General features: G+C 60.8%; 16 protein-coding genes and 1 tRNA gene. 5 read left to right on the forward strand and 12 right to left on the reverse strand.

Annotated elements, in window-relative coordinates; genetic code table 11:
* Positions 1-51: 51 nt before the first annotated feature.
* Both HNP33_RS16690 and HNP33_RS16695 read right to left on the reverse strand, forming a co-directional pair.
* Positions 52-1,188 carry an aminotransferase class V-fold PLP-dependent enzyme gene (locus tag HNP33_RS16690; RefSeq protein WP_184710501.1) on the reverse strand — a complete coding sequence of 379 codons (1,137 nt, stop codon included), beginning with the start codon at positions 1,186-1,188 and terminating at the stop codon, positions 52-54.
* A 153-nt stretch (positions 1,189-1,341) separates the two neighbouring features.
* Positions 1,342-2,070: a YggS family pyridoxal phosphate-dependent enzyme gene (locus HNP33_RS16695; RefSeq protein ID WP_184710503.1), complete on the reverse strand. Its 729-nt coding sequence runs from the start codon at positions 2,068-2,070 to the stop codon at positions 1,342-1,344.
* Between the two features lie 38 nt (positions 2,071-2,108).
* Between HNP33_RS16695 and HNP33_RS16700 the strand changes: the two genes are divergently transcribed.
* From HNP33_RS16700 to HNP33_RS16715, 4 genes are all read left to right on the forward strand, one after another.
* On the forward strand, positions 2,109-3,152 hold the full coding sequence (locus HNP33_RS16700; RefSeq protein WP_184710505.1) for a type IV pilus twitching motility protein PilT: 1,044 nt from the start codon (positions 2,109-2,111) through the stop codon (positions 3,150-3,152).
* A 152-nt stretch (positions 3,153-3,304) separates the two neighbouring features.
* A complete protein-coding gene (locus HNP33_RS16705) occupies positions 3,305-3,913 on the forward strand; it encodes a cyclic nucleotide-binding domain-containing protein (protein ID WP_184710507.1) in 609 nt (202 codons plus the stop codon).
* 84 nt (positions 3,914-3,997) lie between these two features.
* On the forward strand, positions 3,998-5,134 hold the full coding sequence (locus tag HNP33_RS16710; protein WP_184710509.1) for a PilT/PilU family type 4a pilus ATPase: 1,137 nt from the start codon (positions 3,998-4,000) through the stop codon (positions 5,132-5,134).
* Positions 5,082-6,155 carry an NAD(P)-dependent oxidoreductase gene (locus HNP33_RS16715; protein WP_325064949.1) on the forward strand — a complete coding sequence of 358 codons (1,074 nt, stop codon included), beginning with the start codon at positions 5,082-5,084 and terminating at the stop codon, positions 6,153-6,155. Before HNP33_RS16710 ends, HNP33_RS16715 begins: the two co-directional genes overlap by 53 nt.
* An 81-nt stretch (positions 6,156-6,236) precedes the next feature.
* Here the strand turns inward: HNP33_RS16715 and HNP33_RS16720 are convergent, their stop codons facing one another.
* The 3 genes from HNP33_RS16720 to HNP33_RS16730 all read right to left on the reverse strand — a co-directional run bounded on the left by HNP33_RS16720 (position 6,237) and on the right by HNP33_RS16730 (position 8,330).
* Entirely contained in the window at positions 6,237-7,055 is an 819-nt protein-coding gene (locus HNP33_RS16720) for a BON domain-containing protein (protein WP_184710541.1), read from the reverse strand.
* Positions 7,055-7,654, reverse strand: coding sequence for an SIS domain-containing protein (locus HNP33_RS16725; RefSeq protein WP_184710511.1), 600 nt, complete (start codon positions 7,652-7,654; stop codon positions 7,055-7,057). Before HNP33_RS16725 ends, HNP33_RS16720 begins: the two co-directional genes overlap by 1 nt.
* A 217-nt stretch (positions 7,655-7,871) precedes the next feature.
* Positions 7,872-8,330 carry a YraN family protein gene (locus HNP33_RS16730; protein ID WP_184710513.1) on the reverse strand — a complete coding sequence of 153 codons (459 nt, stop codon included), beginning with the start codon at positions 8,328-8,330 and terminating at the stop codon, positions 7,872-7,874.
* Between HNP33_RS16730 and rsmI the strand changes: the two genes are divergently transcribed.
* Positions 8,321-9,268 carry a 16S rRNA (cytidine(1402)-2'-O)-methyltransferase gene (rsmI, locus tag HNP33_RS16735; protein ID WP_184710515.1) on the forward strand — a complete coding sequence of 316 codons (948 nt, stop codon included), beginning with the start codon at positions 8,321-8,323 and terminating at the stop codon, positions 9,266-9,268. The two genes, HNP33_RS16730 and rsmI, sit on opposite strands and share 10 nt — an antisense overlap.
* 64 nt (positions 9,269-9,332) lie before the next feature.
* Here the strand turns inward: rsmI and HNP33_RS16740 are convergent, their stop codons facing one another.
* From HNP33_RS16740 to rpoC, 7 genes are all read right to left on the reverse strand, one after another.
* Positions 9,333-10,601 (reverse strand): Hsp70 family protein, encoded by a 1,269-nt coding sequence (locus tag HNP33_RS16740; RefSeq protein WP_184710517.1) that lies wholly within the window; start codon positions 10,599-10,601, stop codon positions 9,333-9,335.
* Between the two features lie 216 nt (positions 10,602-10,817).
* Positions 10,818-10,893: transfer RNA gene (locus tag HNP33_RS16745), tRNA-Phe, on the reverse strand.
* Positions 10,894-10,945: 52 nt separating this feature from the next.
* Positions 10,946-11,638, reverse strand: a complete 693-nt coding sequence (locus HNP33_RS16750) for a response regulator (RefSeq protein WP_184710519.1) — start codon at positions 11,636-11,638, stop codon at positions 10,946-10,948.
* A 39-nt stretch (positions 11,639-11,677) separates the two neighbouring features.
* Positions 11,678-13,969, reverse strand: a complete 2,292-nt coding sequence (locus HNP33_RS16755) for a sensor histidine kinase (RefSeq protein ID WP_221452107.1) — start codon at positions 13,967-13,969, stop codon at positions 11,678-11,680.
* Entirely contained in the window at positions 13,966-14,562 is a 597-nt protein-coding gene (locus HNP33_RS16760; RefSeq protein ID WP_233464575.1) for a DUF4390 domain-containing protein, read from the reverse strand. The genes HNP33_RS16755 and HNP33_RS16760 overlap by 4 nt, the downstream gene beginning before the upstream one ends.
* A 5-nt stretch (positions 14,563-14,567) precedes the next feature.
* Positions 14,568-15,974, reverse strand: a complete 1,407-nt coding sequence (rsmB, locus tag HNP33_RS16765; protein ID WP_184710547.1) for a 16S rRNA (cytosine(967)-C(5))-methyltransferase RsmB — start codon at positions 15,972-15,974, stop codon at positions 14,568-14,570.
* A 184-nt stretch (positions 15,975-16,158) separates the two neighbouring features.
* The gene (gene rpoC, locus HNP33_RS16770; RefSeq protein ID WP_184710521.1) at positions 16,159-20,391 is read right to left on the reverse strand and encodes a DNA-directed RNA polymerase subunit beta'; all 4,233 of its coding nucleotides are present in this window, start codon (positions 20,389-20,391) and stop codon (positions 16,159-16,161) included.
* Between the last annotated feature and the right edge of the window lie 9 nt (positions 20,392-20,400).

Raw genomic sequence — 20,400 nt, forward strand, 5'->3', positions numbered from 1 at the left:
AAATGCATTTTGCGCGCTTCAGGTGCGCGCCAGCAGCTATCAAAACAGAAGTTAACCTTTGATACCCAAATCGTCCAGCCCTTTACGCAAGTGCCCCACGGTTCTGTCAACGTTGTGCCACTTGTCGAGGCCGAAGAGGCCGATGCGGAAGGTCTTGAAGTCCGGCCCTTCATCGCACATGAGCGGCACGCCAGCCGCCGTTTGCAGGCCGACGCTGGCAAATTTCTTGCTGTTCTGGATTTCCGGATCGGTGGTGTAACTCACCACCACGCCCGGCGCCTTGAAACCCTGCGCCGCAACGCTGGGGAAGCCCCGCGATTCGAGCAGCTCGCGCACCTGCTGGCCCAGCAGCATCTGCTCCTGCCGCAGCTTCTCAAAGCCGTAGGCTTCGGCCTCCTTCATCACATCGCGCAGGTGCAGCAAGGCATCGGTCGGCATGGTGGCGTGGTAGGCGTGCTGGCCTTTTTCGTAGCCTTCGGCAATCTGCATCCATTTCTTCAGGTCGCAAGAGAAGCTGCTGCTCTTGGTGTCCTCAATCGCCTTTCGCGCCCGCTCGGAGAGCATCACCATCGCACAGCAAGGCGTGCCGCTCCAGCCCTTTTGGGGCGCGGTGATGAGCACATCCACACCGGTCTTCTGCATGTCGACCCACATGGCGCCGCTGGCCACGCAGTCCAAAACCATGAGCGCACCCACTTCGTGCGCGGCCTCGCTGATTGCCCTGAGGTAATCATCGGGCAGGATGATGCCGCTGGCCGTTTCCACATGCGGCGCAAACACGACCTGGGGCTTTTCCTTGCGGATGGTGGCGGCCACTTCATCGGCTGGGCATGGTGCCCATGCGTCCTGCGCGCCATTGCCTGCGGGGCGCGCCTTGCAGATAACGGCGCCGCCGCCCAGGCCGCCTTCTTCAAAAATCTGCGTCCAGCGGTAGCTGAACCAGCCGTTGCGCACGATGAGCACCTTGGCCTTGTTGGCAAACTGGCGGGCGACGGCTTCCATGCCGAAGGTGCCGCTGCCGGGCACGATGACGGCCGTGTGCGCGTGGTAGGCGGTTTTGAGGATGTGGAGAATGTCGCCCATCACGCCAATGAATTTTTTGGACATGTGGTTGAGCGCGCGGTCGGTGTAGACAACCGAAAACTCCAGCAGGCCATCAGGATCAACGTCGGGCAGCAATCCAGGCATGGTGTCTCCTTGGGAAGGTTTGCAGGTAAGAGGGTACTGGGGCGTCAGCTTATCACGCAGCCTTGTCGGCTTGCGGGCCGTATTCATTTGATTGAAACACGGTGCAGACGCCTTTCCAGCAATTTATAAACATTCAAAAACAATAGCAAATCATCAACCTGCTGTCGCATAGTTGCGGTTGCCAAAAATCCCGCTACCAACGCGCACCAGGGTCGATCCGGCCTGCACGGCGGCTTGCAAATCCGCCGTCATGCCGAGCGACAAGGTATCCCACTGCGTCAGCTGGGGCAGGCCAAGTCTTGCAATATCGTCAAAAACGGCCTTGGCGCGCTGATGCAGCGCAAGTTGAGCTCCAAAATCGGGCGCAGCGTCGGGGATGCTCATGACGCCGCGCAGGCAAAGGCGGGGCAGTTGCGCCACTTCGCGCACCAACGCCTCCACATCGGCGGGCGCTACACCGGATTTGGTGGTGCCGCCATCCACGTTGACCTGGAGGCAGACCTGCAGCGGCCCCCGGTGTTCGGGGCGCTGCTCCGACAGGCGCTGGGCGATCTTGAGCCGGTCGATGGTGTGCACCCAGTCAAAGCGCTCGGCCACCAGACGGGTCTTGTTGCTTTGCACCGGGCCGATGCAATGCCAGATGAGGCCCTTGTCCCGGTATGCGGGCTGGTCGGCAAAGTATCCGATCTTCTCCACGCCTTCCTGAATGTAGTTTTCTCCAAACGCTTGCTGCCCTGCAGCAATGGCCTCTGCAATCGCATCCACACCAAAGGTTTTCGAGACGGCCAGCAGCGCCACACTGCCTGCGGGGCGCCCCGCAGCGCGGCAAGCCTCGTCGATTTGCTGGTGTATGTGCTGAATTTTTTCGACAATCGTGCTCATAATGCTTGGCAGAGTAACAAATCAGAGAGGGAACTGCAGTGGATATCACGCAATTGCTGGCATTCAGCGTCAAAAACAAGGCTTCTGACTTGCACTTGTCAGCTGGCCTGCCACCGATGATCCGGGTGCACGGCGATGTGCGCCGCATCAATGTCGATCCGCTGGACCACAAGCAGGTGCATTCCATGGTGTACGACATCATGAGCGATGCCCAGCGCAAGCAGTATGAAGAGTTTCTGGAAGTCGACTTTTCGTTCGAGATCGATGGCCTGGCGCGCTTTCGCGTCAACGCCTTCAACCAGAACCGGGGTGCGGGCGCCGTGTTCCGTACCATTCCGAGCAAGATTCTGACCTTGGAGCAACTCAACGCCCCCAAGATCTTTGCCGAGCTCTCGCTCAAGCCGCGCGGCCTGGTGCTGGTGACGGGCCCGACCGGTTCGGGCAAATCCACCACCCTGGCAGCCATGGTGAATTACCTGAACGAAAACGAATACGGCCACATCCTCACGGTGGAAGACCCGATCGAATTCGTGCACGAATCCAAAAAGTGCCTCATCAACCAGCGCGAAGTCGGTCCTCAGACCCTGTCGTTCAGTGCGGCGCTGCGCTCGGCGCTGCGTGAAGACCCGGACGCGATTCTGGTGGGCGAAATGCGCGACCTCGAAACCATTCGCCTCGCCATGACAGCGGCAGAAACCGGCCACCTGGTGTTTGGCACCTTGCACACCTCGTCGGCGGCCAAGACCATCGACCGTATCATCGACGTGTTCCCTGCCGAAGAAAAGGAAATGGTGCGCGCGATGCTGTCCGAATCGCTGCAGGCCGTGATCTCGCAGACCCTGTGCAAAACCAAGGACGGCCAGGGCCGTGTGGCTGCACACGAAATCATGCTGGGCACACCTGCCATCCGCAACCTGATCCGCGAAGCCAAGGTGGCGCAGATGTATTCCACCATCCAGACCAGCAATGCCGTGGGCATGCAGACCCTGGATCAGAACCTGACTGACCTGGTGCGCCGCAACGTGATCAGCCCTGCAGAGGCGCGCGGCAAGGCCAAGACGCCGGAGAATTTCCCAGGCTGAGGGCCTGCTTCACAAGCCTGCCCAGGCAACGGCTTCAGACGCACTGTCACAGCCCTTCACAATTGGCTGACAAACGGTTGCACGAAGGGCGCCAGCGGTGATTGCATGCGCTGCTGGCGCCCTTTATCCTTGAGCAAAGGAGAAGCAGCGCCATGAACAGCCCGTCCTTGCTCGCGCCCGTAGACGCCCAGGAAGAGTCCGAAACCGGCTTTTTCCTGCACGGCTTTCAGGAGGCCAGCGCTTCCGATGCCCCTTTCGTCCCCTGGAACCAGCGGCGCAAAGCCGTCCAGGCGCAGTTGCTGACGCCGACAGACCCCGCAGCGGCGCTGCGCCTCGTCTGGTCGCAAGATACTGCCCTGCGCTACCTGCAATCGCCTTTTATCGACCAGTTGGTGCAGTACCTGGAGTTCTACCATGTGCCTGCGCAGCAAACTCTCATCGCCCAGGGCGAGCAGGGCGATTACATGCTGATCCTTTTAAGCGGTCAGGTGTCGGTGAACCGCCGCATGCCCGATGGCAGCCAGGTGCACCTGGCAGACACCCAGGCTGGTGATGTACTGGGAGAAATGTCGCTGTTTGACAGCAGTCCACGCTTTTCTTCGTGCACCAGCAGCACCGACTGTGCCCTTGCCGTGCTGAAGGCCGATACACTGGATGCCATGATGGAGCTGGACGCATCCACCGCCGCCTACCTGCTGGCGCTGTTTGCACGCAAGCTATCCACCCGACTGCGCCAGACGACCGCCCGGATCGAGCCCTGACACCTTCCCTGTCCTGCTGACCGTGCCAGTCGCTGTTGCGCAAGTAACAACAGCGATACAGAGCGACATACAGAGAGGATCACCATGGAACGGGACCAGGCCAGTAAATTCATCAACGATTTGCTCAAGCTGATGGTGCAGCGCAATGGCAGTGACTTGTTCATCACCGCCGATTTTCCGCCCGCCATCAAAATCGACGGCAAGGTCACCAAGGTCTCCAGCCAGCCGCTCTCGCCCAACCACACCCTCACGCTTGCGCGCTCGATCATGAGCGACCGCCAGGTTGCCGAATTCGAAAAAACCAAGGAATGCAATTTCGCGATCTCGCCCGCAGGCATCGGGCGGTTCCGTGTCAACGCCTTTGTGCAGCAGGGCAGCGTAGGCCTGGTGCTGCGTACCATTCCGCTGACCCTGCCCACCATCGATGGCCTGGGTGTACCCCAGGTGCTCAAGGATGTGTCCATGGCCAAGCGCGGGCTGTGCATCATGGTGGGGGCCACGGGTTCTGGCAAATCCACCACCCTGGCGGCGATGGTGGACTGGCGCAATGAAAACTCCTTCGGCCACATCATCACCGTCGAAGACCCGGTGGAATTCGTCCACCCCCACAAGAATTGCGTCGTGACCCAGCGCGAAGTGGGGCTGGACACCGAAAGCTGGGAAGCGGCACTGAAGAACACGCTGCGTCAGGCCCCCGATGTGATCCTGATGGGTGAAATCCGCGACCGCGAGACCATGGAGCATGCCGTGGCCTTTGCCGAAACCGGCCACCTGTGCCTGGCGACCCTGCACGCCAACAGCGCCAACCAGGCGCTGGACCGCATTATCAACTTCTTCCCCGAAGAGCGCCGCGCGCAGCTGCTGATGGACCTGTCGCTGAATCTACGCGGCATGGTGTCGCAGCGCCTGCTGCCCAAGCAGGACAGCAAGGGCCGCGTGGCCGCCGTGGAAGTGATGCTGAACACGCCGCTGATCGCGGATCTGATCTTCAAGGGCGAGGTGGGCGAGATCAAGGAGATCATGAAAAAGAGCCGCAACCTGGGCATGCAGACCTTTGACCAGTCGCTGTTCGATCTGTATGAGGCCAACATGGTCACCTACGAAGACGCGCTGCGCAACGCCGACTCGGTCAACGACCTGCGCCTGCAGATCAAACTGGGTAGCCAGCGTGCCAAGCGCACCGACCTGGCCGAAGGCACCGAGCACCTCACAATCGTCTAGACTGTATGCAGAGCAGCCGCAGCAGGCTGCACCGCATTCACGGCGCGCCATTGCCATGCACCACGCAATGCGCGCCTTTTCTTTTTCAGGAGATTCCATGCCCAGCAGTATCCAAGCGCGTTCCTACGACTCAACTCCCTCGTTGAAAGTGGCCTTCATCGGTCTGGGCGTCATGGGCTACCCCATGGCTGGCCATCTCGCCCAGGCTGGCCACCAGGTCACCGTGTACAACCGCACTGCCAAGAAGGCCCAGGATTGGGTGGCCGAATTCGCCGCCAGCAAGGCCCCAGCCCACGCACCCACGCCGCGCGAGGCAGCGGCTGGTGCCGACATCGTGTTCTGCTGCGTCGGCAATGACGATGACCTGCGCTCGGTCACCACCGGCGAAGATGGCGCCTTTGCAGGCATGCAGCGCGGAGCGGTCTTTGTGGACCACACCACCGCATCGGCAGATGTGGCCCGCGAACTCTATGCCCAGGCCCAGGCGCTGGGCCTGCAGTTCATCGACGCGCCGGTCTCCGGCGGGCAGGCGGGCGCCGTCAATGGACAGCTGACGGTGATGTGCGGCGGTGATGAAGCGGTGTTCAACACCATCAAGCCCGTGGCCATGGCCTTCTCGCGTGCCTGTACCTACCTGGGCGAAAGCGGCTCGGGCCAGTTGGCCAAGATGGTCAACCAGATCTGCATTGCCGGCCTGGTGCAGGGCCTGTCAGAAGCCATTGCCTTTGGCATGAATGCGGGCCTGAATATGCCCCAGGTGCTGGATGTGGTGAGCAAGGGCGCGGCGCAGAGCTGGCAGATGGAAAACCGTGGCAAGACCATGGTGGAGGGCAAGTTCGACTTCGGTTTTGCCGTCGATTGGATGCGCAAAGACCTGGGCCTCGTGCTGGACGAGGCAAAGCGCAATGGCTCGCGCCTGCCGGTGACTGCATTGGTCGACCAGTTCTACGCCGATGTGCAGCAGATGGGTGGCAACCGCTGGGATACTTCCAGCCTGATTGCGCGCCTCAATAAAAAATAATAGCTACTGGCGCACATCCAGCGGCGCCAGATGCAAAAAAGGCCGCATATGCGGCCTTTTTTGCGGTACAGCGCAATCCCATCAGGGCTTGGTGGTAAAGCCATCATTGAGCGGCTGCACCGGGGTGCTGGTCACCGGCGAGGTCGTGACACCGGTGCTGACCGGTGTAGCGCCGCTGGCAGCGGCAGGGGTTTGGGCAGCGGCAGGCACCACGGTGGCGGGCTGGGTGCTTACCGGCGCCGCGCTGCCATCGCTCACCACCGGCGCGGCATTGCCGGTGCTGCGGTTCACGCTCAGCGACTTGAGTTCGTCTTCACTGATCACCTCGAACACGCGCACCACCTTCTGCACGTTGCTCACTCCGCGGGCAATCTCGGCCGCACGCTTGGACTCCCGCTCGGTCACACGTCCCATCAGGTACACCACGTTGCGCTCTGTCACGACCTTGATCGAGTTCGATGACAAGTCCTTGGCATCCACGATGCTGGCCTTGACCTTGCCAGTAATCAAGGTGTCCGTCGAGCGTTGCGACAGGCTGGAGTTGAACATCACGCCCAGCTCATTGACGACTGCCTTCACGTTCTGGCTGGCCTTGGCGGCCTCTTCGGCCTTTTGCTTGTAAGCCTCGTTGGGCACCTCGCCCGTCAGCAACACCTGGCGGTTATAGCTGGTCACGTTGATGTGGCCGTCGTTGCCCGCCTTCTCGCGGATCGCACTGGCCACACGCAGCTCAATGCTTTCGTCTTCCACCTGAATACCTGTGCTGCGGCGGTCGATCGCCACTACCGTACCGCCGACAGCGGCACCACCCAGAACCAGGGGCACACAGCCCGATACGGACGCCACCATGGCGCCGACTGCCACCAGGCCCAAGGTCACTCGCTTCCAAGACACAGGCATCATTCCTCTTCTCCTAACAACTGGGTATCAATTCCGTCCATCAGGCAATGCAGCACCAGCTGGTGCACTTCCCGAACGCGCGTTGGCCGATCATGGGGCACGCAGACCAGCACATCGGTTTCACTGAGCACCCCTGCCAGATTGCCGCCGCTGCGCCCCGTCAGCACGATGGCCGACATATCGCGCTCATGCGCCGCCTGTACCGCCGCCAGCAGAGAGCGGTCGTTACCGTCTACGCTGATCACCAGAAGCAGATCCCCGCTCTGGCCCAAAGTTCGCACCTGGCGCGCAGCCACCTGGTTCAGCTTGTCACCGGTCAGGTGCCCGCCCAGCTGCGCCTGTGCCAGCGGGCCGCCATCGATCACCAGAGCCGCCAGCTCGGGCCGTTCGCGGTCCAGGCCGGAGACGCACATGGCTGCAAACTGCGCCGCCTGCGCCCACGACAGGCCATTGCCGCAGCACATCACCTTGTTGCCACTGGTCACACAGGCCAGAAGGGCATAAACCGCATTGGCGACGCTCTCGCTGATCTCTTGTGACACCTGGTAGTGGAGATCGGCGCTATCGATGAAGTGCTGTTGGATGTGTTGCTCAAGCATGGAGGCCCGATGATAACCTTGGCGGATTTCCCCCTGGTAAAGAACCCGCCCAAAGTCGCTCAAGCGCTGCATCGCTGCTGAAGTGCTTCAAGGCCTCCTCTTTCGGCAGCGGCGGCGGTCGCGCAGAACCAGGACACTGCGCAAACTCTATGGCATTTTGAATGCTTGTCGCACATGTATCAAGCATTAATAGCTCTTATTTTTGTAGCAAAATATCTCAAATGCCTTCGCCTGCATCAAAGGCTGCCCGCAGCCAGGTGACGGCGGGCTCCACCAGCACCGCATCAAAGCGGCACGCTGGCAAGCGCGGTTGCGCGGCCAAGTAATGGCGTGCTGCCAGAACAATGCGCCGCTGCTTGGCAGCGCCAATGCTGCTGGCCGCGCCGCCGAAATCCGCCCGCCCGCGCTGGCGTACTTCCACAAACACCACCGTGCCATCGCGCTCCTGCATCACCAGATCAATCTCGCCCCCGCCACGGCCAGGAGTGCGGAAATTGCGCGCCAGAAGCTGGAGCCCCTGTTGTTGGAGATAATGGAGCGCCGCATCCTCAGCCGCCTTGCCGCGCACAGTCGTCGTGGCGGTTGCTTCCGGTGGTGCTCCGTCGCTCCCGGCAGGATGCGCGGCAGCGCGGCCCGGCGCGCGCCATTTTTCAAGGATCTTCCACGGTGTCCGCATCATTCTCCCTTGCCCTGCAAGCTGCCAAAGAAGCTGCAGGCCAGCAGCAATACCCAGCCTCCACGCTCTATACCGTGGCCACGCCCATCGGCAACCTGGCCGACATCACCCTGCGTGCACTGCACGTACTGGAGATGGCCGATGCCGTCGCCTGCGAGGACACTCGCCACACGCACAGCATGCTCCGCGCCTACGGCATTGGCAAGTCGGGCGCGCAGTTGATTGCAGTTCACCAACACAATGAGGCCGAGGCTGCGGAGCAGGTCATCGCCCGCCTGCAGCAAGGCCAGCGCATCGCCTACGTGAGCGACGCGGGGACGCCCGGCGTGAGCGACCCCGGCGCGCGCCTCGCAGCTGCCGTGGCGCGCGCAGGCCTGCGCGTCAGCCCCCTGCCCGGCGCCAGCAGCGTCACCGCCCTGGTCAGCGCCGCAGGGGCCGTGGCAGCGGATCACGCCAGCAGCGGCTTTGCCTTCATCGGCTTTCTTCCCACCAAGGCCCAGGAGCGCCAGCAGGCGGTGGCCAAACTGGCCGAAGATGCACGCACCCTCATCGTGCTCGAGGCGCCACACCGCATTGCCGATCTGGCCAAGGCTCTGGCCGTGCTGGGCGATCGCCCCGTGACCCTGGGGCGCGAGCTGACCAAGCAGTTTGAAGAAATTGCCACCCTGCCCGCGGCCGGGCTGAGCGACTGGCTGGCGCAGGATGCCAACCGCAGCAAAGGCGAATTTGCCGTGCTGCTGCACCCACAGACCGTGGCGCAGGATGGTGGCGACGCCCTGCGCGTACTGGCCCTGCTGCTGGCAGAGCTGCCGACCAAAACCGCCGTCAAGTTGGCCGCCGATATCACCGGCGCGCCACGCAACAGCCTGTACGACGCCGCACTGCAGATGAAACGCAATGCACACTCTGGCAGCGACGAAGAAGACAGCGAAGACTGATTTAGATGAAAGCAGGCTGCCAGCGCCTGCACAACAAACGCCAAAAGCTATTTAATTTATAGCATCAGATGCCCTGGCCATGTACCAGACCTGCGGCCACGCCACCAAACAGATCGCCTTCGACCTGTGGTGTGTCAGGAAACGCCTGCGCCAATGCCGCGCGCAGGGGCTGAAGTGCTGATGAGCCACCGGTCAGATAAATCGCATCGATCTGCGACTGCTGCAACCCGGCCAGTCGCACGCAGTGCAATGCGCAATCGGCCACCTGCGCCAGCAAAGCCTGCAGGCAGTGCTGCAGATCGGCGGGCTCCACCTCGGGGCTGAGCGCGGCTTCCAGCCACTCCACATCGAGGCGCTGAGCGCTTTGCTGGTTGGAGACGGAAATCTTGGCCTCTTCCACCACGTTGGCCAGGCGGTGACCCCAGTGCTCATGCAGCACGCGCATCAACCGATCATGCAAGGCCGTATTGCTGTAGTTGCTGCGCAAAGCCTGTGCATCACGCATTCGCTGTGCGGTGTACAGCCACTGAATCAAATGCCAGGTGGACAGATCATGGAACACACCGCTGGGCACTTCGCGGCCGCTCGGGCCCATATGGTCCAGCCCCAGCAAAGGCATGGCCGCATGCAGGCTCAGGCGCCGGTCAAAATCGGTGCCGCCGATGTGCACGCCGGTCGTGGCCAGAATGTCGCCAGCACGGTCGGCCTTGTGCATGCGGTCCGGCCCCAACCGCACCACGGTGAAGTCCGAGGTGCCGCCGCCAATGTCCACCACCAGCACCACCGATTCGCGTGTGATGCGCTGCTCATAATCCAGCGCAGCAGCAATCGGCTCCAGCTGAAAGCGCACATCGGCAAAACCCGCCGCGCGCGCCGCCTGCTCCAGCGCAGACTGCGCCTGCGCATCACGCACTGCATCATCATCGACAAAATGCACCGGGCGCCCCATCACCACCGTTGCGGGCAGCATGCCCAGCTGGCGCTTTGCCGTCGCAGCCAATTGCTGCACAAACATGGCCACGATGTCCTGGTACGCCACCAGCTTGCCATGCACTACAGTTTTCTCCTGCATCAGCGCGCTGCCCAGCAGGCTTTTGAGCGAGCGCATCAGGCGGCCTTCCGTACCCTCCAGGTAGCGTGCCACCGCATCGCGGCCAAAGTGGGTACTGTTTTCCTCGGTGTTAAAGAACACGGCCGTGGGCATGGCCAGCGATGCACCTTCTGCCTGCAATAGCTGCGAAGGGCCCGGCGCCGCACTCCCTTTGAATGCCATGGCCGAGTTGGAGGTACCGAAATCAATGCCCAGCAAGGCAGAAGAAGAAACGAAAGACATACACAAAACGAGCGATACGGACCACACCGCGCCCAGCGCACAAAGACAAAAGAAAGCGCCACGCAGAAGACGTAGCCGAACAAGGTAGGCAGCTGTCATCAGCCAGGCATCCCTGCAGGCGCCTGCCGATAACCCTGCGTTTACTGCATCTCAAAATGATGCAAGGTAAAACAGAAAAGCCTCAGCAACTTTGCAGATGCTGAGGCTTATGATTCCTGGTGGCCTGGCGCGGAATCGAACCACGGACACGCGGATTTTCAATCCGCTGCTCTACCAACTGAGCTACCGGGCCAACGAAGTGAATTATAGCGTGAAAAAAACGGCCCTTTTTGAAAAAACCGAAATTAATGCTTTTTATTGCGCGTGAGGTCTACGCCCAGCTGGCGCAGCTTGCGATACAGGTGAGTGCGCTCCAGCCCGGTCTTCTCGGCCACGCGGGTCATCGAGCCGCCTTCGCGCGCCAGATGGAATTCGAAATAGGCTTTTTCGAAACCGTCACGCGCTTCGCGCAGCGGGCGATCCAGATCAAAACCTTGGTGCGCATTCGGCATCGCATCTACCACCGCAGCCACAGTAGCGATGGCTGCCACCGGCGCCACATAGGTGCCTGCCGTGTAGCTGGCCACTACGGCCTTGCCGGCCACCGCGACTGGCGCGGCAGCGGGTGCTGGCACGTTGCGCTGCAAACCTTGTTCCACTGCCTTGAGCAGCTTTTGCATGGTGATGGGCTTTTCCAGAAACGAGAATGCGCCGATGCGCGTTGCTTCGACCGCCGTATCGATGGTCGCATGTCCGCTCATCATGATGACGGGCATGGTCAGCAACCCAGTCATCGACCACTCCTTGAGCAGAGACACACCATCGGTATCCGGCATCCAGATATCAAGCAGCACCAAGTCGTACTGATTTTCACCGCGGCAACCGCGCGCCTGCGTGGCGTTCTCAGCCACATCCACACTGTGTCCTTCGTCGTTCAGGATCTCTGACAAGAGATCTCGAATTCCCAATTCGTCATCGACAACCAGAATATTTGCCATATCTTCTTGAAAATCCAGTACTGCCAGTGCAAAGAGTGCTCAAATTGCCATTGCTTCTTCAATAGCGAATGATAGCGACACTTGGGCACCCAGGATTTTTCCTCCCTCAGTCTTGTTTGAGATTTCTATACGAGCACCATGCTCATCTGCAATTTTCTTGACTACGGCCAACCCCAAGCCAGTCCCTCTCGGCTTGGTCGTGACATAAGGCTCAAACGCCTTTTGTAATATATGTTCGGGAAAGCCGCAACCGAAGTCAGCAATTGTCAAACGAACACGCTTGTTATTGCTCGCATAACGGGTAGAAATCCGCACCGCAGGTGGCGTCTCATCCTTTCCGCCCCAAGCCTGCTCGGTGGCATCCTGCGCATTTTGCAGTAGGTTATGAATCACCTGACGCAGTTGCTGCGCATCTCCCAGAATGTGGGGCGCGGCCCCGTCAAGGTCCGCCTCAATGGGCACCACCGCATTCTCCGCGCCATACAGATGCAGCACATCGTGGATCAAGGCATTCAGATCCAGTGATTGCAGCATGGCCGCAGGCAGGCGGGCGTAGTCTCGGAACTCATTGACCAGGCGTTTCATCGCATCGACCTGGTCCACGATGGTGGTCACCGATTTTTTCAATACCGCTTGATCGGCACCTTCAAGTTTGTTGCCCAGCTTCATCTCCAGCCGCTCGGCTGACAACTGGATCGGTGTGAGCGGGTTCTTGATTTCATGGGCCAGACGGCGCGCCACTTCGCCCCAGGCCTGTGCGCGCTGGGCGGAAACGATTTCGGAGATATCGTCAAACACCAGCAGACGGCGGTTGTCCGGCAACGTGGCGCCGCGGGCGATGAGGTTGATGCTGTTCTGATTGGGGAGCTGGTTGTCACCGTGCAGGTCGAACGATTGCTGCCAGTGGTCCAGATAGTGTTCGCTGGTCGCATCATGCAGCCGCTGAAACTGATGGGCCACCTCATTCGCAAAGGCATCGAGCCCCGGCATGTCGCGCAGCGGCTTGCCTTCGTAGGCCGCCAGGGGCGCGCGCAGAATGCGGGTTGCCCCTGGATTGCTGGAGCGAATGACGCCTTCGGTATCGAGCACGATCACGCCCGCGGTCAGGTTGTCCAGAATCGTCTGCAGGCTTTGGCGCGCCTCATCGGTCTGGCGCATGCCCCGCTCGACGGCGCGGCGCGCGTCCAGCAGTTGCTGCGTCATCTCGGCAAACGATCGCGTAAGACCGCTGAGCTCGTCCTTGGTCGGCAACACCGGTTTGGGCCGTAGATTGCCTGCGGCCACTTCACGCACACCTTCAGCCAACACCAGAAGCGGCCGCACCAACTGGTTGCCCAACAAGGCCGCCAGCACCACCGCGCCAAATACCGCCAGGAACAGCGCCAAGGTCAGGGTGCCGATGTACATGCGACGCAGGCTGTCACGCGCCAGGGCGCGCTCCTGGTATTCACGGTTGGCCTCCTGCACCTTGATGGCATTGGTCACTAGTGCCGGTGGCAGCACCATCGTGGCCTGCAGAAATCGGCCATCGGGAATCACGCCCAGATCACCATTGGCAACCTGCACCAGGGTCTTGACCCTGACTTTGGATGCATCTCCCTTGATTACCCCATTGATGTCGGCCAGGTCATCAAGTCCATCGATCTGGAAAGCGCGCTGCTGCTGACCCGCCGTGCGCAGCAGGGCCGATGACGGCTTTTCCGGGTTGAGTACAAAGCGTGACTGCCCGGTGCTGGCAACCGCCTGGCCGCTGGCCGACCAGAGCACGACATCATCGGCGCCCAACTGGTCTTTGATGCGCTCCAGCACCAAACCCGCAGCGGCGTCAGACACCTGAGACAGCTGCGCGCTCGCAGTGCGCGTCTTGTCCGCCATGGCGTTGGCCGTGGTGTCCAGCGTGATGCGTGCCAGATTCACGCCGGCATCCAACGCGCCCTCCACCTTCACATCAAACCAGCTTTCGATCGAACGCGAAACAAACTGGTAGGACACAAAATAAATCACCACACCCGGCAGCACGCCCACCAGTGCAAATGTGGCCGCCAGCTTGAGCAGCAGCTTGCTGCCAAAGCGCCTGGCCATCAGGCGGCGCATCAGACTGACCACGCCCCACAGCACCACAAGGCCCAGCAGGCCTGCAACGCCAATGTTGATGCCCAGCAGCACACCGAAATACCGCTCGTAGAGCATGCGGTTGTTGGTGGCCAGCGATAGCAGGAAGAGCAACACCAGGCCAATGCCAATCATCGCCATCAGCCCCACAATCACCGGCCAGCGGGCCCGGCTGGGTGTATGGGCTACGCGCATCGACGAGCTTTTCTCGATCTTCATGGCGTGCTGGACTCAGGCAGCGGCAGCTGGCTCTTGATCTGCAGGTTCAGGCCGCTGTTGCCAAAGGGTGCGAACTGAAAGATGCGTGGCAACAAGGAGCTATCCAGCCGGAAACTGAACTTGACCAGATAATCGGCGCTGTCGGATAACTCAGCCGCGTCGGCAATCTTCCAGTTCCTCACGCGTTTGACGACGGCCAGCGCCTCATCCATGGTTTCGAAACTCTGGCCGAGCGATGCTGCCATGCCTGCCTCATTGAGAGGGCTGCTCGAAACATGCAGACGCCAGCGGCGTGTCAAGGGCTGGTAGCTCAGACGCAAGTAGCGGGCTGCCTTCTGTACCGTCTTGTCGCGCCAGTACCAGCGCTCGGAGATGATTTCCGCCTCTTCTACAAAATACAGCGCCACGCCCTTGTAGAGTGCATCCTCGATTTGCTCGGGCAGTGCAAACTGCAGCGCAGCCGATGCGAATGCGCCTTCTGCATTGCGCACCAGCTGCATCTCCACTTTTTTCTCCGCCTCTGCCGCCATGCCCGGCACCGCTGTGGCAAAACACAGCATCAGTGCCAGAAAGAGGTGTTGAATGAATCGCATACGGTTTAACCAAGGGGCTTTTGCAGCAGCGCGTAGTAGAAACCGTCATGGTCTTGCGCAAGTGTGCCCGGGCTATTGTCCACTGCATCCCGATGTTGTGGCAACAAATGCCCCGGCGCAGCCAGGCGCTTGGCCTCGGGCCATGCCTGCAAAAACCGTGCAATCTGCTCCTCCCCTTCCTCATGGAACACTGAGCAGGTGCAATACAGCAGGCGCCCGCCCGGCGCCACCAACGGCCACAGCGCTTCGAGCAGTTGGCGCTGAATGGCCGCAAGTTGTGCAATGTCACTGCTGCGACGCAGCCAGCGCACATCTGGCTGGCGCCTCACGATGCCTGAGGCGGAGCACGGTGCATCCAGCAAAATGGCATCAAACTGCTGCATTCGGTGACGCGCCTGCACCATCGGCAGCCAGCTGGCTACATCGCTGGCACTGGCAACCACCACGTCGGCCTTCAGGCCCAGGCGCTGCAAGGTGCTGCCAATGCGCTCTGCCCGCTTTGCGTCTATTTCCAGCGCAACAACATCCATAGCCGTGGGCGCGGCGGGGTCCGATTCCAGCAGGTGGGCAGTCTTGCCGCCTGGTGCGGCGCAGGCATCCAGTACATGCAATGTTGCGCCATCATGCGGCTGCAAGCCTTTCAGGAGCAACGGCGCAGCCATTTGAGCCGCGCTGTCTTGCACCGACACCCAGCCATCCGCAAAGCGCGGCAGCTGCTCCACCGGCACCGCTTTGACCAAGACAATCCCTGCATCGCCCACTCCCGCCACCGCATCGATACCGGCCTGCTCCAGCAATGCCAGATAGTCTGGCCTGCTGCAACGCTGCAGATTGACGCGCAATGCCATCGGAGCCTGGGCGTTGTTGGCATCGATGATGGCTTGCCAGTCCTTCGGATAATCTTTCTTCAAACGCGCCAACCACCATTGTGGATGGTTGTATTTTGCGACCGGGTCTGCAGCAACGGCGAGCAGAAGGTCGTCCCTTTCTCTCAGGAAAGTGCGCAAACAGCCATTGATGAAATTCGATTGGGCTCTGGTGGCAGAGCGTTTTTTGGCAGCTTCGACCGCCTGGTTTACCAGCGTGAACCCGTCATAGCGCGGCGTATCGGGAAGCAACAACGCCAATGCGGTGCACAGCAATGCATCGGCTGCAGCCGCCGGTTTGCGCGCTGCCAGCTCTGTGCGCACCGCCTCGGCCGTACCTAATACGCGCAGCACATCCATCAGCAAGGCTTGTACACCCGCACGCAGCGGTGCGTCCACCTCGCCCAGCACTGCGCGGGCAGATTGCCCCTGGCGCACGTCCTGCAGTGCGCGAGCCACCGCCACCAGTTGCTCTGCCAAGCTGGGGCCTTGGGTCGATGCGTTTGCAGGGCGGGAAGGATGGGTTTTGCGAGGTGCCTGGTTCATGCCATGAAGGAACAGATGCAAGCTGCCATCTGCCCGTGAAATTGCTGATTATTGAATAGTCCAGATGGGTTCCGGACACGCGTCGCACGCGCAAAACATAAAAAACCCGTAACTCCGCTGCGCGAAATTACGGGTCTTCTGAAATTCGCACCTGACAGGCAACGCCTGCCAGGCGGTCAGCGCTTTAGTCCGCTGCAGGGTCCGCAGCAGCGCCGCCAGCAGAAGCCTCGACTTCTTCCGACGCCGCAGCCAGCTCAGCAGCTTCTGCATCGGCAATGGCGCGGCGCTCGGCCTCGTCCATCTCGTCCTTGGCCTTGCGCGCCTGGTGGTAAGCCAGACCGGTACCGGCAGGGATCAGGCGACCCACGATGACGTTTTCCTTCAAGCCACGCAGCTCGTCGCGCTTGCCCATAATGGCAGCCTCGGTGAGCACGCGGGTCGTCTCCTGGAAGGAGGCGGCCGAGATGAAGGAGTCGGTCGACAGCGAAGCCTTGGTAATACCCAGCAGCACGTTCGAATACGTGGCTGGAATCTTGCCATCCTTCTGCGTTGCCTCGTTGGTGTTGAGCACTTCGGAGCGCTCCACCTGCTCACCCTGGATGTAGGTGGTATCGCCTGGGGCTTCGATCACGACACGACGCAGCATCTGGCGAACGATCACCTCGATGTGCTTGTCATTGATCTTCACGCCCTGCAAGCGGTACACATCCTGCACTTCGTCAACGATGTAGCGCGACAGCTCTTCGATGCCCAGCAGGCGCAGGATGTCCTGCGGATCGGCTGGACCGTCGACGATCAGCTCGCCCTTGTTCACCACTTGGCCTTCGTGCACCAGGATGTTGCGTTCCTTTGGAACCAGCTCTTCCCAGACCTTGCCTTCCAGATCGGTGATCTGCAGGCGCACCTTGCCCTTGGTTTCCTTACCGTAGGAAATGGTACCGGTCATTTCTGCCAGCGCACCCTTGTCCTTCGGCGTACGGGCTTCGAACAGCTCGGCCACACGTGGCAGACCACCGGTAATGTCGCGGGTCTTCTGGCCTTCCATTGGGATACGAGCCAGCACTTCGCCGGGGCCCACTTCCTGGCCATCACGCACCTGCAGCAGAGCGCCTACCTGGAAGCCGATCGTCACCGCATGGTCGGTACCAGGGATCTTGACTTCCTGGCCATTGGCATCGGCCAGCTTGACCTGCGGACGCACCACCTTGGCAGAACCACGGTGCTTCGGATCGATCACCACCAGCGTAGACAGACCGGTCACTTCGTCGACCTGCTTGGCCACCGTCAGACCTTCTTCCACGTTCTCGAACTTCACCTGACCGGCGTATTCGGTAATGATGGGTCGGGTCAACGGATCCCAGTTCGCCAGGATCGTACCGGCCTTGATCTGCTGATCAGGCTTGACGGTAAGCGTTGCGCCATAAGGCAGCTTGTGGCGCTCGCGCTCGCGGCCGTACTCGTCCTGGATCACGATCTCGCCCGAACGCGAAATCACCACCAGTTCGCCCTTGTTGTTGGTCACGTAGCGCATGGCGGCGTTGAAGCCGACCACACCGTTGGACTTGGCTTCCACGCTCGATGCCACAGCGGCGCGCGATGCAGCACCACCAATGTGGAAAGTACGCATGGTCAGCTGCGTGCCGGGCTCGCCGATGGACTGGGCAGCAATCACACCCACGGCTTCGCCGAGGTTGATCAGGCCACCACGGCCCAGGTCGCGGCCGTAGCAGGTTGCGCACAGGCCAAAGCGGGTTTCGCAGGTCAGCGCCGTGCGCACCTTCACTTCGTCCACGCCAGCAGCTTCCAGCTCTTCGATCAGATCTTCATCGAACAGATCGCCAGCCTTGGCCAGCACAGCACGGGTTTCAGGGTGCAGCACTTCGTCCGCCGCAGTACGGCCGAGGATACGGTCGCGCAGCGATTCGATCACTTCACCGCCTTCCACCACAGCGCGCATCAGCGTGCCGTTGTGCGTGCCGCAGTCCTGCTCGGTAATCACCAGATCTTGCGTCACGTCGACCAGACGGCGCGTCAGGTAACCCGAGTTCGCAGTCTTCAACGCCGTGTCGGCCAGACCCTTACGGGCGCCGTGCGTGGAGATGAAGTACTGCAACACGTTCAGGCCTTCGCGGAAGTTCGCGGTAATTGGCGTCTCGATGATGGAGCCATCCGGCTTGGCCATCAGACCACGCATACCAGCCAGCTGGCGGATCTGGGCAGCCGAGCCACGAGCACCGGAGTCGGCCATCATGTAAATCGCGTTGAACGATTCCTGATCGACTTCCTTGCCATGGCGGTCCACCACCTTTTCCTTGGCCAGCTGAGCCATCATGACCTTGGAGACTTCGTCACCGGCCTTGCCCCAGATATCCACGACCTTGTTGTAGCGCTCGCCCGAGGTCACCAGACCCGAGACGTACTGCTGCTCGATCTCCTTGACCTCAGTTTCGGCACGGCCAATGATCTCCGCCTTCTGCGGAGGCACCAGCATGTCGCCGATGGCGATCGAGATACCGGAGCGCGTTGCCAGACGGAAGCCGTTTTGCAGCAGCTTGTCGGCGAACACCACGGTTTCCTTCAAGCCGCACTTGCGGAACGAGATGTTGATGAGCTTGGAGATTTCCTTCTTCTTCAACGTCTTGTTGATCGTCGAGAAAGGCATGCCCTTGGGCAGAATCTCGGACAGCAGTGCACGGCCAACCGTGGTTTCCACCAGCTTGGTCGATGGCTCGAACTCACCGGTGGCCTTGTTCTTGGTCCACTCGGTCAGACGTACGCTGATCTTGGCTGCGCGCTCTGCTTCACCAGCATCCAGTGCACGCTGCACTTCGCCGATGTCAGCAAACACCATGCCTTCACCCTTGCCGTTGATCTTTTCACGGGTGGCTTGGTAAAGACCCAGCACCACGTCCTGAGAAGGCACGATCGAGGGTTCGCCCGAAGCAGGGAACAGCACGTTGTTGGATGCCAGCATCAGGGTGCGGGCTTCCATCTGTGCTTCCACCGACAGGGGAACGTGAACAGCCATCTGGTCACCGTCGAAGTCGGCGTTGAACGCCGCACAGACCAGCGGGTGCAGTTGCAGAGCCTTGCCTTCGATCAGGATAGGCTCGAACGCCTGAATACCCAGGCGGTGCAGCGTAGGCGCACGGTTGAGCATGATCGGATGCTCGCGGATCACCTCTTCCAGGATGTCCCACACCACGGGCGTGCCGGTTTCCACTTCCTTCTTGGCAGCCTTGATGGTCGTGGCGATGCCACGCGCTTCGAGTTGCGCGAAGATGAAAGGCTTGAACAGCTCCAGCGCCATCAGCTTGGGCAGACCGCACTGGTGCAGCTTGAGCGTTGGGCCCACGGTAATGACGGAACGGCCCGAGTAGTCGACGCGCTTGCCCAGCAGATTCTGGCGGAAGCGACCGCTCTTGCCCTTGATCATGTCGGCCAGCGACTTGAGAGCACGCTTGTTCGCGCCGGTCATCGCCTTGCCACGGCGGCCATTGTCCAGCAGCGAATCCACCGCTTCCTGCAGCATGCGCTTTTCGTTGCGCGCAATGATTTCAGGAGCCTTCAGCTCCAGCAGGCGACGCAGACGCGAATTGCGGTTGATGACGCGGCGGTACAGGTCGTTCAGGTCGGAAGTCGCAAAACGGCCACCATCCAGCGGCACCAGCGGACGCAGATCGGGAGGCAGCACGGGCAGCACTTCCATCACCATCCAGCCTGGCTTGATGCCGGACTTCTTGAACGCTTCCAGAAGTTTCAGGCGCTTGGCGTTCTTCTTGACCTTGACTTCGGAGCCGGTCAGGTCGTTGCGCAGGCGCTCGATTTCAGCATCGATTTCAATGCCTTCGAGCAGGTCCTTGATACCTTCGGCGCCCATCTTGGCAACGAACTCATCACCGTACTCTTCGACGTTCTTGTCGTACTCGTCTTCCGACATGATGCTGAACTTCTTCAGTGGGGTCATGCCAGGGTCGGTCACCACATACGCTTCGAAGTACAGCACGCGCTCGATGTCACGCAGCGTCATGTCGAGCACCAGGCCCAGACGCGAAGGCAGCGACTTCAGGAACCAGATGTGGGCGCAAGGCGCGGCCAGGTCGATGTGGCCCATGCGCTCGCGGCGCACCTTGGTCTGTGTGACTTCAACGCCGCACTTCTCGCAGATCACACCACGGTGCTTGAGGCGCTTGTACTTGCCGCACAGGCACTCGTAGTCCTTGATCGGGCCAAAGATCTTGGCGCAGAACAGACCATCGCGCTCTGGCTTGAAGGTACGGTAGTTGATGGTCTCGGGCTTCTTCACCTCGCCAAAAGACCACGAGCGGATCTTTTCGGGCGAAGCCAGACCGATCTTGATGGCATCGAAATGCTCATCAGGCGTAAATTGCTTGAACAGGTCGAGTAGCGATTTCATAGACTCTTA

Origin of the sequence: Comamonas odontotermitis (assembly GCF_014207855.1) — a bacterium.
GTDB classification, from domain to species: domain Bacteria; phylum Pseudomonadota; class Gammaproteobacteria; order Burkholderiales; family Burkholderiaceae_C; genus Comamonas; species Comamonas odontotermitis_A.

What these genes read in the sequence shown, in the direction of transcription:
- HNP33_RS16690 (WP_184710501.1), bottom strand. Translation starts at nt 1,188, where the DNA reads ATGCCTGGATTGCTGCCCGACGTTGATCCTGATGGCCTGCTGGAGTTT.
- HNP33_RS16695 (WP_184710503.1), bottom strand. Translation starts at nt 2,070, where the DNA reads ATGAGCACGATTGTCGAAAAAATTCAGCACATACACCAGCAAATCGAC.
- HNP33_RS16705 (WP_184710507.1), top strand. Translation starts at nt 3,305, where the DNA reads ATGAACAGCCCGTCCTTGCTCGCGCCCGTAGACGCCCAGGAAGAGTCC.
- HNP33_RS16710 (WP_184710509.1), top strand. Translation starts at nt 3,998, where the DNA reads ATGGAACGGGACCAGGCCAGTAAATTCATCAACGATTTGCTCAAGCTG.
- HNP33_RS16720 (WP_184710541.1), bottom strand. Translation starts at nt 7,055, where the DNA reads ATGCCTGTGTCTTGGAAGCGAGTGACCTTGGGCCTGGTGGCAGTCGGC.
- HNP33_RS16725 (WP_184710511.1), bottom strand. Translation starts at nt 7,654, where the DNA reads ATGCTTGAGCAACACATCCAACAGCACTTCATCGATAGCGCCGATCTC.
- HNP33_RS16730 (WP_184710513.1), bottom strand. Translation starts at nt 8,330, where the DNA reads ATGCGGACACCGTGGAAGATCCTTGAAAAATGGCGCGCGCCGGGCCGC.
- HNP33_RS16740 (WP_184710517.1), bottom strand. Translation starts at nt 10,601, where the DNA reads ATGTCTTTCGTTTCTTCTTCTGCCTTGCTGGGCATTGATTTCGGTACC.
- HNP33_RS16750 (WP_184710519.1), bottom strand. Translation starts at nt 11,638, where the DNA reads ATGGCAAATATTCTGGTTGTCGATGACGAATTGGGAATTCGAGATCTC.
- HNP33_RS16755 (WP_221452107.1), bottom strand. Translation starts at nt 13,969, where the DNA reads ATGAAGATCGAGAAAAGCTCGTCGATGCGCGTAGCCCATACACCCAGC.
- HNP33_RS16760 (WP_233464575.1), bottom strand. Translation starts at nt 14,562, where the DNA reads ATGCGATTCATTCAACACCTCTTTCTGGCACTGATGCTGTGTTTTGCC.
- rsmB (WP_184710547.1), bottom strand. Translation starts at nt 15,974, where the DNA reads ATGAACCAGGCACCTCGCAAAACCCATCCTTCCCGCCCTGCAAACGCA.
- rpoC (WP_184710521.1), bottom strand. Translation starts at nt 20,391, where the DNA reads ATGAAATCGCTACTCGACCTGTTCAAGCAATTTACGCCTGATGAGCAT.